Annotated in this window: 10 protein-coding genes and 4 pseudogenes; 5 read left to right on the forward strand and 9 right to left on the reverse strand. The window is 57.2% G+C overall.

What is annotated here, in order from left to right; translation table 11 throughout:
* The first annotated feature begins 12 nt into the window (after window positions 1-12).
* The gene (locus RLEG4DRAFT_RS08940; protein ID WP_003577076.1) at window positions 13-954 is read left to right on the forward strand and encodes an NmrA family NAD(P)-binding protein; all 942 of its coding nucleotides are present in this window, start codon (window positions 13-15) and stop codon (window positions 952-954) included.
* A 193-nt stretch (window positions 955-1,147) separates the two neighbouring features.
* Here the strand turns inward: RLEG4DRAFT_RS08940 and RLEG4DRAFT_RS08945 are convergent, their stop codons facing one another.
* From RLEG4DRAFT_RS08945 to RLEG4DRAFT_RS08955, 3 genes are read right to left on the reverse strand one after another with little or no spacing between them, the layout of a single operon-like run.
* Entirely contained in the window at window positions 1,148-2,179 is a 1,032-nt protein-coding gene (locus tag RLEG4DRAFT_RS08945) for an ankyrin repeat domain-containing protein (RefSeq protein ID WP_003577078.1), read from the reverse strand.
* 21 nt (window positions 2,180-2,200) lie between these two features.
* A complete protein-coding gene (locus RLEG4DRAFT_RS08950) occupies window positions 2,201-3,211 on the reverse strand; it encodes an alpha/beta fold hydrolase (RefSeq protein WP_003577079.1) in 1,011 nt (336 codons plus the stop codon).
* Window positions 3,212-3,224: 13 nt separating this feature from the next.
* Window positions 3,225-4,097, reverse strand: a complete 873-nt coding sequence (locus RLEG4DRAFT_RS08955) for an NAD(P)-dependent oxidoreductase (RefSeq protein WP_245277942.1) — start codon at window positions 4,095-4,097, stop codon at window positions 3,225-3,227.
* Between the two features lie 234 nt (window positions 4,098-4,331).
* On the opposite strand from RLEG4DRAFT_RS08955, the gene RLEG4DRAFT_RS08960 reads away from it, so the two are divergent.
* Window positions 4,332-4,949 carry a TetR/AcrR family transcriptional regulator gene (locus RLEG4DRAFT_RS08960; RefSeq protein ID WP_085061887.1) on the forward strand — a complete coding sequence of 206 codons (618 nt, stop codon included), beginning with the start codon at window positions 4,332-4,334 and terminating at the stop codon, window positions 4,947-4,949.
* Between the two features lie 211 nt (window positions 4,950-5,160).
* A pseudogene (locus RLEG4DRAFT_RS08965) lies at window positions 5,161-5,386 on the forward strand (transposase); the annotation flags it as partial.
* Window positions 5,387-5,425: 39 nt separating this feature from the next.
* On the opposite strand, the gene RLEG4DRAFT_RS08970 reads toward RLEG4DRAFT_RS08965, so the two are convergent.
* Complete coding sequence (locus RLEG4DRAFT_RS08970; protein ID WP_003577087.1) at window positions 5,426-6,328, reverse strand: LysR family transcriptional regulator; 903 nt, start codon at window positions 6,326-6,328, stop codon at window positions 5,426-5,428.
* Window positions 6,329-6,456: 128 nt separating this feature from the next.
* Here RLEG4DRAFT_RS08970 and RLEG4DRAFT_RS08975 point away from each other — a divergent pair, with 128 nt between their 5' ends.
* On the forward strand, window positions 6,457-6,858 hold the full coding sequence (locus tag RLEG4DRAFT_RS08975) for a YybH family protein (RefSeq protein ID WP_003577089.1): 402 nt from the start codon (window positions 6,457-6,459) through the stop codon (window positions 6,856-6,858).
* A gap of 213 nt (window positions 6,859-7,071) precedes the next feature.
* Here RLEG4DRAFT_RS08975 and RLEG4DRAFT_RS08980 read toward each other — a convergent pair whose 3' ends face one another.
* On the reverse strand, window positions 7,072-8,268 hold the full coding sequence (locus tag RLEG4DRAFT_RS08980) for an MFS transporter (RefSeq protein ID WP_003577091.1): 1,197 nt from the start codon (window positions 8,266-8,268) through the stop codon (window positions 7,072-7,074).
* 276 nt (window positions 8,269-8,544) lie between these two features.
* Window positions 8,545-8,865 (reverse strand): annotated as a pseudogene (locus RLEG4DRAFT_RS39705) (MFS transporter); the annotation flags it as partial.
* Between the two features lie 291 nt (window positions 8,866-9,156).
* On the opposite strand from RLEG4DRAFT_RS39705, the gene htpG reads away from it, so the two are divergent.
* Window positions 9,157-11,046, forward strand: coding sequence for a molecular chaperone HtpG (gene htpG, locus RLEG4DRAFT_RS08985; protein ID WP_003577092.1), 1,890 nt, complete (start codon window positions 9,157-9,159; stop codon window positions 11,044-11,046).
* Between the two features lie 466 nt (window positions 11,047-11,512).
* Here the strand turns inward: htpG and RLEG4DRAFT_RS08990 are convergent, their stop codons facing one another.
* From RLEG4DRAFT_RS08990 to RLEG4DRAFT_RS42485, 3 genes and pseudogenes are all read right to left on the reverse strand, one after another.
* Window positions 11,513-11,884 (reverse strand): COG4315 family predicted lipoprotein, encoded by a 372-nt coding sequence (locus RLEG4DRAFT_RS08990; protein ID WP_003577096.1) that lies wholly within the window; start codon window positions 11,882-11,884, stop codon window positions 11,513-11,515.
* A gap of 157 nt (window positions 11,885-12,041) precedes the next feature.
* Window positions 12,042-12,231: pseudogene (locus tag RLEG4DRAFT_RS59890) on the reverse strand (KUP/HAK/KT family potassium transporter); the annotation flags it as partial.
* 261 nt (window positions 12,232-12,492) lie between these two features.
* Window positions 12,493-12,597 (reverse strand): annotated as a pseudogene (locus tag RLEG4DRAFT_RS42485) (PRC-barrel domain containing protein); the annotation flags it as partial.
* Between the last annotated feature and the right edge of the window lie 345 nt (window positions 12,598-12,942).

Genomic DNA, 12,942 nt, shown 5'->3' on the forward strand with positions numbered 1-12,942 from the left:
ATGGAGACTGTCATGCGAATTTCTGTCGTCGGCGCAACGGGACGAATTGGCGCCAAGCTGACCCGGATCCTGCTGAGCGCCGGGCATCAGGTCAGAGCGTTGTCGAGAGGTGGCCCTGCGTTGGACGCACTGGTCGCGCTCGGAGCAGAGCCATTTCTGGGAAGCTTCGACACAGGAGCGGGAGACCTTGACCAATTTTTCCAGGGTGCCGATGCTGCGTTCCTGATGGTGAAGACCGATTGGAACAACCTCGAGGGACACTACCCTGCTGTTGCCCAGCGCTTCGTCGATGCGCTCGAAAAATCCACCGTCAAACTGGCCGTAAGCCTAACGGCCATGGGTTCGGACGTGAAGGGGACAACGGGTCATTTCGAGTCCTTCCACCGTCTGGACGAAAAGCTCAACGAACTCGGCCGTATCGATCTGGTCCACCTGCGCGCCGCGTGGTTCATGGAAAATGTGGCGGCGTGGACGGGGCCGGTTGCCAAATATGGTCGAATTGCCTGGTTCTGCAAACCTGATTTGAAGATGCCCTGGGTGGCGACCGATGACATCGCATGGCTGGCAGCGAAGGAACTGACCAATCCGACGGGCAGACACCGCGTCTATCGCGAAGTAGGCTCTGAAGATGTTTCGATGAATGAACTGGTCGCGATCATTGGCAAGGAGATCGGCGGGCCGGTGGAGTACCGATATATCGAGACGACCCGCAAAGACGTGGAAGCTGAATTTCTGGCGCGGTTCGGGACGCCGGAGAAATGGCAGGACGACACCCAGAGTGCCGACGCTTTGAACAATGGCATCGTAAGGTTCCATGGGGAGCACGAGGATCGCCCGAAATTGCCCACGACGATGGAGGCGTTCATTGGTGACGTGTGGAAGCCGCGTTACCTGGAGGCGGCCACAGCGGAAGACGAACGCGAGACGTTTTCCATGTGGACCGCCAAGGACTAGCTGGATGTCAGGCTGGTTTTTTTGAACCCTCCCGGCAATCTCGAGTCCTTGCTGGATGCTACCGCAAATTGTCATTTGCGGTAGCTATATGACCACGATGCGCAGCATCGCCATCAAACCGAGATAGCACCACGGCGCAACGGATCAGTCTTCATCTTCCACAGCAGCGCCCGGATAAGCTCAACGAGTCAAGTCAGAGGACTTCTGGTAGGGATCCAGCCTGCTGACTGTCGCTGCTCAGGATTTTAATGATCCGGTCATAGCCGTAGAGAGTAGCGAGGCTTAGTGGTGTCAGGCCCGAATGGGTTTTCAAATCACGGCGAGCACCGGCGCGTACCAGGGACGCAACGGCATCTACATATCCATGCCATACAGCATCGTGCAAAGCGGTCAGACCATTGTAAGGACCCTGCGCATCAAGCTCAACCTGAGTATCCCCCTCCTTTGTTGATGAGGTCAAAATATCGATGTGATCCGCCTTTCCGAAGTAGGCAGCATCGTGAAGTGGCGAACCACGCATGAGACCGATCGTACGGCGAGGATCTGCACCAGAATCCAGCAGTACGCGCACTATTTCGGCATGACCTTCGCGAACTGCGAGACCGAGAGGCGTGTAGTCGTCATCGAACGTCCCGGTTATTGGCACCCGAACCTCAAAATCAGCGCCATCTGCAATCAGCCGCTTCACCTCCTCAATATTTCCGGACTTGACTGATGAGACGATCGACAAGCTGGCAATGTGCTTTTCATCGGCCTGATCTCGTTCCTCAATCAGCGTTGCGATTGCTTTCAGGTCGTCATGCCTGGCGATTTCGAGCGCTGTCTGTTGCCAGTAATTCCTTATTGTGGTCCGAGCGCGCCGAGACAGCAAAACCCGCACGACAGATTCGTGCTTGTGAAGCACGGCATCCATCAAAGCGGTGTTGCCAAGAACTGGCGATTGCTGATCGATGAAGGCACCGTGGTCGAGGAGGATCCCGATTATGTCGGCGCTGCCGGACTGTGCAGCCTTATGGATTGCCGTTGCTCCCATTCGAGGTTCCGCCGCCAGTACGTCTGCGCCGGCAGTAAGCAGCAAAGCAACAGCTTGTGCCTGCCCAAGCGCAGACGCGATCATCAACGGCGTGAGACCATTGGTGCCTCGAGCATTGACGTCGGCCCCGGCGTCGATAGCTCCTTTGACTGAAGCAAGATCGCCTGTACGAATAGCGTGAGAAAGTATCATAGTCTCATGTTCCTTGATCGGTTAGACAGATACTGAAACGGTGGCGTTGAGGCCGTTCAGGAATCTGATAATTTCGGCATTCACGCGGTCGCGGGCCTCATGATGAGGCCAGTGACCTACACCTTCGAGCCGTATGACATCGACGAGTCCGGGCGCTGTCTCCCGCATCTCTTCAACAGTTGGTGGAACTGGATGGAACAGCCGACATAGCCCGTCTGCATCGCCCCAAATATAAAGCGATGGCTGCTTGATAAGCACATCCTTGTAGGCCGCGAGTTGCTCAAACGTCGCCTGCACCCCACGGTACTGGTTCAGACCGCCTCTGAATCCCGTTCGCTGGAACGTTTCGATGTTGTGCTTCACATAGGCTGGCTCGGCCCAGCTCGGCAGCACGTCGGGGGCAGGTCGAAACATATTCCGCTTTGCGTCGATGGGGTCCCAGCCGGTTCCTTCGGCGGGCTCGCCCGAGAGCCAATAAAGTGCACTGGAAATAGACTTGCTGGCATCACGGATTCGGTCATCCGTCTCCGGCTTCATCATGTCGAAAGCATAATAGAGATCGCCGAGACCGCGACTACGTAGCAAGTCCCATGTACTCAACTCCCCACGCGGCAGGAACGGGATGCTGAGCGTTATGATCCCGTTGAAACGATCTGGTCGCATGACCATTGCCCGTTGTCCGTGGTCGGCGCCCCAATCATGCGATACGATCGTTGCGGTAGGCACCTGCAATGCATCAAGGATGCCAATCAGGTCGCCAACAATATAGGCTCCGCTATAAAGTGCTGGATCGTCCGGGGAATAGCTGTCGCCAAAACCCCTCATGTCGAGCGCGATCGCGCGGTACCCGTTTTCTGCGACAACTTGCATCTGGCGACGCCACGTTTCCACAGTGTCCGGAAAGCCGTGCAAGAACAGCACGACTGGACCACGGCCTTGTTCAACGACATGGAAAGAGGCACCGTTGGCCTCAATTTGCGAATGGTGTACGGGATGATCCGCGCCGGCTGATACTTCATTAGGGGGACTCATTTTTTGCTCCAGGTTATGCTTGATCTGAGACTTGCGGCGCGTGTTGGATCGGCTCCAATTCAATGACTTCACCACCTGAGGCGCGAAGCCGCTCAAAGTATGTGGAGTGTTCGATGAGCTGGGCCGGGAAGTAGAGGCCCGGTCGAGGCGTATCACCTGCGAGACCAGCCAGGCGTTCAAGAACGAGCGCGACGCCCAGACCCGTTAGCGGCATCTGCCCACCGCGGTGAACGATCGCGTGGCGTTTCCGAAGTTGCTGCCCGGCGTGATCCAGGCCGAAAAGATTGATAATGATTTCAGTCGACACCGGTCCGCCATTCCGGCGGGCGGAACTCATTCCAATAGCCAGGTCGAACCGAATATCAGGTGCGCCAGTTGCGTTTGCCAACAACAAGACATCGTTTGGCGAAAACACGTTCGCATCCAACTCGGCCCCGTCGATTGCGCGAACCTTGGACCTGGTTTCGTCCCCACGGCACCACCGCCATGTACCAGCCTTTCTCATAAGAGCGGCAGTACCCGCTTGCATCTGGCGCTCAAGGTCTGCATTTGCTGCAGGCCCGAACGCATCCTGTTCGTCGAGCACCGCCTCGATGTGAATGTTTTCCAGGCGTCCAAATTCTTGGGCGAACAAGAGTGAAGGCACGCTTGTCGCACCAACGAGCCACTCTGTACCGAGGACGACAGGTGCGGCGGCAGATTTGTGCATGAATGTCGCAGTTTCCAGGCCCAGCTCGCTGATGCTTGGTGAGATGTTGACGTGCCCAACGCCCATTTGCTGGGCCCAGCGGAGAGCTGCCCCCGTCTGATCGGTAAACAGCGTCGCGACCGCCGAGACACGTTGCTCGCCTAGCCCCAAGTCAGAGGCAGTGAGGTCCACCACCATCGCAGACGCGCCGTTGACAGCTGCCGCTGCTCGTATCGCGCGTTGTTCGTCCCGACCGCAAATGAGGATTGGTACGTCGGAATGTTGGTCACGCAAGAAGCGTGTGGTCCATCGCCCGACCTCACCGGCCCCGCCAATAATCAGTATTGGCTCTTGCAGACTTCCAGAAGCTTGTAACATTGCGATACCTATGTTTTACTGGTTCCTACACATAGTAGGTTACTAAAAGTAGGTATGCAAGTGGAAAAGCCAAAAGTCGCTGTCGACAACAGGACTACAGGCCGACTTTCGAAGCCCGAACGGCGTCAGCAGCTCCTCGAGACGGCGCGCCTGATCGTTCGGGAGGAAGGTGCTGATCGGCTGACACTAGGCCACTTGGCAGTGCGTGCGGGCGTTTCCAAACCTGTGACTTACGAGCATTTCGAGACTAGAACGGGTCTGTTGATTGAGCTCTATCGATGGATAGACACCGAACGCATTTCCGCCTTTCGCGCGCTAATGGCTCAGGGGAACCGAACGGCAAACGAGACCGTGTCGGCTTTGGCAAAAACCTACTTGGCCTGCGGGGCCGACCAAGGTGACGAATTTCATGCTGTTGGAGCGGCACTTGCTGGAAGCGAAGAAAAGGCGGCTGTGTATCAAGAGTTAGTCGACGCGGTGAACGAGATGTTCGTGGAGGTTTTGAAGCCTCACTCCAACCTGGGGCCGGACACACTCGCCCTCGCAAGCTTGGCGTTGGTTGCGTCAGGAGACGCGCTGACAAATGCCATGAGTCGCGGGTCTTGCTCCGCTTTGGAGGCAGAAGAGGTGTTTACGAAGCTCATTGGCGCGACGATCCTAGATAAAGTATAAGGTTGAAACGGCGTCATTCGCTCCCAGGATACGGGGCACATTTTCATCGATATTTCGATAGTGCACGGAACAGCGGCTATGCGGCTTCCATATCGCAGTTGGCTACAACGGTGTTTTGCGCCATAGCTTTAACAGGCTGCGGAAAAAGGCCCTTGCTGCGAGCGGATTGCCGTGATTCCCTGCCTCAGTGATTGGTCGGCAGGAGCACGACATGCGCGGCAGTGATATCCAGACTGCGGGTCTGTTTTCTTATGTGAGCTGCGAAGCACGCGTTCCGACAAACCATCCGCTGCGGGCAATCCGCGCGATTGTAGACGAGGCGTTGGAGGTTCTATCGCCGGATGTCGAGGCGATTTATTCAGCGATCGGCCGCCCGTCGATCCCCGCCGGAGAAGCTGTTGCGTGCCCTATTGTTGCAGGCCTTCTACACGATCCGCTAGTCGCCGTGTCGCAAGGCCCGTTTGAGATCCCGTTGATTACCATATGATATTTCGGATATGGGGCTCGAGCAGCGGGATCATTTCCTTGACCTTCGGAGAGGAATTCCTCTGAGACGCGTATACAAGATAGCTCGGCCACGGGGCCGTTGACCACTCGGGAAGTACGTGCACCAACCGTTTTTTCGAAATGTCGCCATGAACCAAAGTTGGCGGCATGAGGGCAATTCCTTCGCCGGTCAAGGCGAGATGCTTGATCGCACCGACGGAGTTTGAGGAGATACGGGCTTGTGGAACAATCCTGGCTTTTTCGCCGTCGGCGGAAACCAGATTCCAGGTGGTCAAACGGTTGGTATCCTGCTCGGGCAAAATGACAAGACATTGATGAGTTTTCAGTTCGCCTGGCCGGCTAACCGCGTGTGACTGCTCCACGTATTGGGGAGCCGCAACCAGGATCAGTCCAGCTTCACCCAATCGCTTTGCCGTAAACCCTGCGTCTTTGAGCGGACTAGCCCTAATGGCGATATCGACCCCTTCGCCGACCAGGTCCACCAGGCGATCCGTCAAGAGCATTTCGACTTTCACGTCGGGGAACTTCTTCGTGTACTCTATCACCGCATCGCAGATCGACGCGTAGTCGAAGTCGACGGGCGCTGTGATTTTCAGGCTGCCCGACGGGTGCTGCTGAAACGACGAGGCTTGTGCGCCGGCGCTCGCCAGCGCAGCCACAGCCTGCTCCGCTTTCTCGAAAAATATGCTTCCAGCGTCCGTGAGACGGAGTTTTCTTGTCGTCCGCACGAGAAGGTTCACTCCAAGTGCTTTTTCGAGGTCGGAGACCTTATCGCTGACAGTCGAATTGGGGAGGTCCAGTTCCAGCGCGGCTTTCGTGAAGCTACCCAGCTGTGCGACCCGAACAAAAATCTTCGCGCCATTCAAGTCCACAGGCCCCTCCCACTCACTATCCGGCTGCCCGGATAATATAATCGGAATGTACGATCTAATCCACCCAGCTGTGGCGGTCTATCTCTTGCACTCGTACAGATCAGAAAATAAAATGTAAGGAAAACCGCATGTCACAGAGCCACACAGACAAAATCCAAATCGAGCAACTCATTGAAAAATATATCGCCGCACTGAACCAGTCGAAAGCCGAGGGGGTGGTTTCGTTGTTCACCTCTGATGCGGTGCTGATCGGAGCTGACGCTCCAACGGTGGAAGGGGCGGAGCAGCTTAGGGCTTTCTTCGATCACGGCTTCAGTTTGATAAAGCTCGAACCCAAAATCGACATCGACGAGATAATCTTCACCGGAGATTTCGCGTTCGCAAGATCGCATTCGCAGGTGCGGGTAACCGTATTACAGGCCGATCAATCCCATACCGAAGAGAATCGTGAGCTGTTCATATTCAGAAAGGACGGCGGCGAGTGGAAGATCGCGCGGTACATGTTCAACAAGGTGCCTCCCGCCCATTAACGGTGTGACGAGCTACCGTCTCAGAAACCGAGTGTTCGGGACGGTCTGCCACCCGTCTGCACCCAGGCCTTCCCTTCGATGCCGGTGATGTTCTGGAACGATCCCGATGGCGCCAAATATCGCGCCTCCTCCCTTGCAACCCGGCCCAGCCGGTCGGATCGGGCGCTGACCGTCAGAGCTAGGACAACCAAGCGTCGACACAGGTCGCAGGTGCTACTCTAGTGTCGGCTTACTTGCCGTCTCTTCTGAAGTCCTTCCGACAGTCGGCGGCCGGAACATGACATAAGCAAACAAAGCTCCTGTGAGAGCTATAGCTGTCAGTGCGAAAATAAATTGGTAGGACACGACAGGGGGGAGGGACATGTTGGCTATTTCGCCAAAAGCCGATGACGAGGCGGATACACCCAGAAACACCAGCGTATTGAGCGCTCCGAGGCCGACGCCCCGCATGTGATCCGGAATGAGCGTTTGGGCTTCAGTCATAACGAGAGGGTGGACATTTCCGATGGCGTAAAGGAAGGCCAGCGCTGCAGTCGCAAGCACCAGGCTAAAGTCGGGTGCGATCGCGATGAGCGTCGCGCAGATGGCGCCGCAGGCGAAGCTCGCGAGTATCAAGACGCGGGCCGAGATCAGCAAGAGCATCAGTGGCAGCAGGAAGGAAGTCGCTATGCCGAACAGGCTGACCGCCGACAGAATCAAGCCTATATTTCCGTTCTGGCCAAAGACGCCGGTGACATAGGGGCCCGCCCACGCGTTGCGAAACGTTCCTCCAAGCGACAGCGTAAAGCAGATGGGCAGAATATAGGACATCAGCATCGGCCACCGCATATTTTTACGCTTGGCGACTGGTCGAGGACCCCTTGACGTAGCCTCTCCAACCGTCAACGCGATCGCCACCGCGCAGGCGAGCATCACGCCTGCGGCGGACCAGCAAGCAGAACGCCAGCCGAACGTTGCCGTAAACCAGGATAGGGGTGACGCGGAAAGAAGTGCTCCGAATGAGCCTACCGAACTTACGATTGCGGCGCTATTACCAGCGCGGTCGGGAGGAAGCGCGCTTCCGAGGAAGTACAGGACCCCCATGAAGATCGGTGCGCATCCTATTCCGATAGCGGTTTGGCCGATCGCTGCTGATCCAAAGCCGTGCGCGCAGGCGAGAAGCGCAGACCCCGCGGCGCCGACGATCATCATCAGGGTCGTCGGCCAACGCACTCCCCATCGGTCGAAGGCAATCCCGACGGGAACCTGAAGCACTCCAAACGATGCGAAGAATGCTGAGACCAGCCATCCAAACTCTGCAGGGTCGAGCATGAGATCGCGGGCGAGAGACGGGCCGACTATACTGAAATAGCTTCGAAAATACATGCTCGCCAAGAATGCAGCGCTGAAGGCCATCGTGACTGCTCGCATTCGCGCCTCCAAACAACTATCCCGACGCGAGGATCGGGCTTCTATGAGGTGACTGAGCGAGAACGGTTAGAGCCAAAAATTTCCGCTAGAGATGGTTGCCCGAGCTGGTGTGGGCCTTCGTCACGCACATGTAGTTCCTGAGCTCTCCGCCTTCCGGAGGTACCAACTTTGGCGGGGCCAGATGGTTCCGAGAAGGCATCCTGCCATCGGACGAGTGGTTGCGAGAAAAGTTCCGGGCCGTCTCCGTTGCAGTCAGATCAGCAGCCGCACCAACGCCTCCACCGCCCCGGCCAGCAGCCCCTCGACGAAGAGCACACAGAACACGACCGGCGCCGCACCGATCCATGGCACCAGCGACAGCAGTGCAGACGCGCCGAGAACAGTAATGAATGCCGTTATCCGCGCTGGGCGATCAAGGGGAAGATAAAGTCAGCGAAATCAAGGCGCCCATCGCCGCCCCTATCAACGTCAACCCAAGCTCCGACTTGTTGACGCCAAGTGCAACCTGCAAATCCGCATCCTCGACAGCAGCGCCCCCAGCGACACAGTGAAAAGAAAAAAGCAGACATAGATCCGCTGCTGCGGCGCCATTTTCATGATGCAACTCCAGGTAAGCGCAATACGCGCTACTGGATCTGTGATGTCTATCTCAGAGGGCCGGAGATCGAAACTTTTTCTAAGGGATGCGTTGGAGAATGCGATCTTGGACAAGTGAAAGGCGCTAGACGCCTTCTGGAGCCCGCATTCGCCAGGCGGTTCGCCAAGAGACGTTGCAAGGATTGGCTGGCTCGTGTTTCCACCACGATCAGGGCTGATCCCATCTTGATTTTTCAAACCTGTTTCGCCATTTGATCGGCGCTAATTCGCTTTACTGGAGAATCCGAGCACATGACAAAGACTGCAGAACAGACCGCGGAAAGCCACGTCTTTGAGGCCGACGTTGCCCGCCTTCTGCACATGATGGTCCACTCCGTTTATTCGGATAGGGATGTGTTTCTGCGTGAGCTGATTTCGAATGCGGCCGATGCCTGCGAGAAACTTCGATATGAGGCGATCGAGACACCGTCACTCCTTGGGGCTGATGCCGAAAACCGGATCACGCTGACGCTGGATGAAGAGAACCGGCTGCTTGTCGTCGAGGACAATGGCGTCGGCATGAGCCGCGACGAAATGATCGAGGCGCTGGGAACGATCGCGAGATCGGGGACCCGTGCGTTCATGGAGCGAATTGAAGCGAACAAAGCCGCTGAAGGTGCTCAACTGATCGGGCAGTTCGGCGTCGGCTTCTATTCCTGTTTCATGGTCGCGGAGCGTGTCGATGTGATCTCTCGTCGAGCCGGAACGCAGGAAGCCTGGACATGGACTTCAGACGGCAAGGGAAGTTACAGCGTCAGCCCTGGAACCACCCTCACTGTAGCTCCATCCCGGGGAACACGTATTGTCTTGCATCTGATGGAGGACGCTAAGCAATATACGTCCCGCTGGACCGTCGAGCGTATCGTCAAGGAACAATCCGGCCACGTGCCAGTTGCGATACGCCTTGTCGAGAAACCGGGCAAGGAGCCAGTCCAGATAACGGACGGCACCGCACTATGGACGAAGTCGAAGAGCGATGTCAGCAAGGACGAGTATACAGACTTTTACCGTAGCGTCTCCGGGCAGTACGATGAACCAGCGCTGACCGTACATTTCCGTGCTGAAGGCCGGCAGGAATATACGGCTTTGGCGTTCATACCCGGAACGCAGCCTTTCGATATGTTCGATCCCGAACGCAAAGGCAGGATGAAGCTTTACGTCAAGCGGGTGTTCATCACTGATGATGCAGATCTGCTGCCGAGATACCTGCGCTTTGTTCGTGGGTTGGTCGATACCGCCGATCTCCCGCTTAACGTTTCTCGCGAGATGATCCAGGACAGCCCGATTCTGACGGCGATCCGCAAAGGCATCACCAGCAGGATCATCACCGCGATAGAGAAACTGGCCGAAAGTGACGCCGAGGCCTTCCTCAAGTTCTGGGAGAACTTTGGACCGGTCCTCAAGGAGGGCATCTACGAAGATTTCGAGCGACGCGCTCAGCTCTTGGCGCTTGCTCGGTTTCGAACGTCTGCATCGGACGACGGCTATCGTTCACTTGCCGACTATGTGAAAGTTGCCAAGGAAGGCCAGAACGCCGTCTACTATCTGGCGGGCGGCAGCCTCGATCAGCTCAGGGCATCACCACAGCTTGAAGGGTTCCGGGCGCGCGGAATCGAAGTGCTGCTTTTAACGGACTCAATCGACAGCTTCTGGACGATGAATGCTCCAGACTATGAAGGCAAGGCGTTCAAGTCCATCACGCAGGGTGCTGCGGATCTGGCACAGTTTGCAAAGCTTGATGGCCACACAACGCAGGTGGGGGATAACGACAGCGCGGCGACCTTCATTGCATTCGCCAAGGAGAAACTTGCCGGCCAGGTTGCCGATGTCCGCGCCTCCGACCGTCTGACGGAGAGTGCGGTCTGCCTCGTTGCGCCCGAAGAGGGCTATGACAGGCAAATGGAAAAAATCCTGCGAAACGCGGGTCACCTTCAAGATGCGGCCAAGCCGATCCTGGAGATCAATTTGCTGCACCCCTTGATCAAAGCGATTGCGAGCGTGGAGGATGACGCCCCGTACCAGGAGGACGCCGCGTTCTTATTGCTGGACCAGGCGCGTATTCTGGATGGCGATCGGCCGGTAGATCCCCGCCGATTTGCCGAGCGGCTTGCACGAGTCTTTCACAGGTCGGTGCCGTCCTAGCAACGAGGAAAGGGTGGGAGTTGCAGCGCCACAGCGGAGAGGGCTCCAGGTTTACGGTTTCCTTGCCGATCGGTGGGCCAGAAAATATATCCTCGTGGTAGACCGGCATCCGGAACAGGAACGCCGCCATCGGTTTTGAAGAAATTCCGCCTCCTTGCTGATGCTCGGGATGATCTCGAAACTTGTGTAGGGTTGGCGGTGGCACCCGGATCCCGCGGCTGAGAGCCGCATACTCGATCGGCTCGATATCGCCGGCTTTGTCTACCTGCCCTTGCGTAGGGGCGGCGTCCGCTACGGTGAATGTCGATGTCTCTTCGAACGCCCTCCTTCCCGCGCGAGCGTTCCTTTCGTCCAACGATCGTCGAGGCGAGGTCACCGCGCTTGCGGCGGACATCGGATAGATCATCGCCCTTATCCCCCGTTTGGAGCCTTTCAATTCAGCCCTGAAAGGCTCCAGTGCGCCGGGCTACTTGGCGACATGCCAAACTCCGCCGACGCCATCGCCGGTCATATCGCCAGGCTTCTTGTCTCCGGCGAAGGTGTAAAGCGGCTTTCCTGCGTAAGCCCACATCTCCTTGCCGTCGGCCGCCTTGACGAGTGACCATTCGCCTTCGGCCTTGGCCTTGGCGGCGGCGTGGAAGGCCGGCCATTTCTTCAGGCAGGCCTCGTCGCAGTTTGATTTGCCCATGGCGTCCTTGTCGAACGTATAGAGTGTCATCCCTTTGGCGTCTGCCAGGATCTTACCCATCTTCGTGTCGACCATTTTGGCCGGTTCCGCTGCAAAGGCCGAAAAGACGGTTGCAGCCAACAGGCCCATGGAGATGATCAGCGTTTTCATGAATACCTCCAGTTCGGGAGTGCCAGCGGGATGCTGGCAGGGTCCGGTGTGAGCAAGAAACGCTCCGGCGAGGTGGCGGTTCCGTGATCTGACTGACGGCGATACAGATTCCGATTTGTCTTGTGACCGGCAGAGGCGCGCGACGCCCAGTTGGCGTTCATCTGCCCAAAGAGCGGCGCCATGCTGCGCCGTTAGATGGTTGTCTGCAGGCCGACGGCAGCCCGAAGTAGTCCGTCGGATTTGCTTGCGTTCTGGGCAAGCGTGATGAACAGACGGTCCTGCCAAAACGGCATGCCGCCCTTCTTGGACGGAAGAAGCGTGCGGCGGGACAGGAAGAAGGAGGTCGAACTTCAAGCCGAGTTTGCAAACCGGACGAGGGGCCCAGCGCATACGGGAGCGACGGCGGCAAGCTGCCCACGTTGCAATCTCCTCCGAATCCAGTCATTGGGGTGCTGCTGCCGTCGTCCATCAGTGCAACCCGGGCCGGCACAGCCTTTAGGGCGCTCCGACATGATGTCGTAGAGCGCCCTTTCTCATTATTCGGTGCCTGGGGACATTCGGTGCCTCGGACGAGGCTCTGCGGATTCCTGCTGGGCATAAGCAAGCAGTCAGTCGTGGTGCTCGGGCATTTTCTTCAATTCGTCCTTCGTCCAGCTCGTGACGGCATGGACGTCGCCGTCTTCATCGCGCATGAATTCGAGATCAGAAATTGGAAACGGGGCATTTGAGCGAAAGAGGAAAAGGACGAGACCGCGCGGGGGCGGGCGATGTTGAGAGGCTTGCGAGCGCAGGACTCTCTCGTGCGGTCCCTACGAAATAACAACCGAGGACCTGTCTGGTTCCTGTACGCTTTCGGACAGATTACGTGCCATTCGGATCTCGTCGGCGATGTCAGGCTAGATAATCGGCGCCCATATCCTATGGTGGCCGGTGATGGGTTTCAGGGCCAATAGGAGGCGTCCTCGTCGGCACAGTCTTCAGGGCTTAAGCCTTCTGCATGGAGCGATAGCCAGTAAGCCCGCGCAACGGTCCGCGCATATTCAGAGGGTTCCTTGCCA

The organism is Rhizobium leguminosarum bv. trifolii WSM2297 (genome assembly GCF_000271845.1).

What these genes read in the sequence shown, in the direction of transcription:
- RLEG4DRAFT_RS08940 (WP_003577076.1), top strand. Translation starts at nt 13, where the DNA reads ATGCGAATTTCTGTCGTCGGCGCAACGGGACGAATTGGCGCCAAGCTG.
- RLEG4DRAFT_RS08945 (WP_003577078.1), bottom strand. Translation starts at nt 2,179, where the DNA reads ATGATACTTTCTCACGCTATTCGTACAGGCGATCTTGCTTCAGTCAAA.
- RLEG4DRAFT_RS08950 (WP_003577079.1), bottom strand. Translation starts at nt 3,211, where the DNA reads ATGAGTCCCCCTAATGAAGTATCAGCCGGCGCGGATCATCCCGTACAC.
- RLEG4DRAFT_RS08955 (WP_245277942.1), bottom strand. Translation starts at nt 4,097, where the DNA reads ATGGTGGTGGACCTCACTGCCTCTGACTTGGGGCTAGGCGAGCAACGT.
- RLEG4DRAFT_RS08960 (WP_085061887.1), top strand. Translation starts at nt 4,332, where the DNA reads ATGCAAGTGGAAAAGCCAAAAGTCGCTGTCGACAACAGGACTACAGGC.
- RLEG4DRAFT_RS08975 (WP_003577089.1), top strand. Translation starts at nt 6,457, where the DNA reads ATGTCACAGAGCCACACAGACAAAATCCAAATCGAGCAACTCATTGAA.
- RLEG4DRAFT_RS08980 (WP_003577091.1), bottom strand. Translation starts at nt 8,268, where the DNA reads ATGCGAGCAGTCACGATGGCCTTCAGCGCTGCATTCTTGGCGAGCATG.
- htpG (WP_003577092.1), top strand. Translation starts at nt 9,157, where the DNA reads ATGACAAAGACTGCAGAACAGACCGCGGAAAGCCACGTCTTTGAGGCC.
- RLEG4DRAFT_RS08990 (WP_003577096.1), bottom strand. Translation starts at nt 11,884, where the DNA reads ATGAAAACGCTGATCATCTCCATGGGCCTGTTGGCTGCAACCGTCTTT.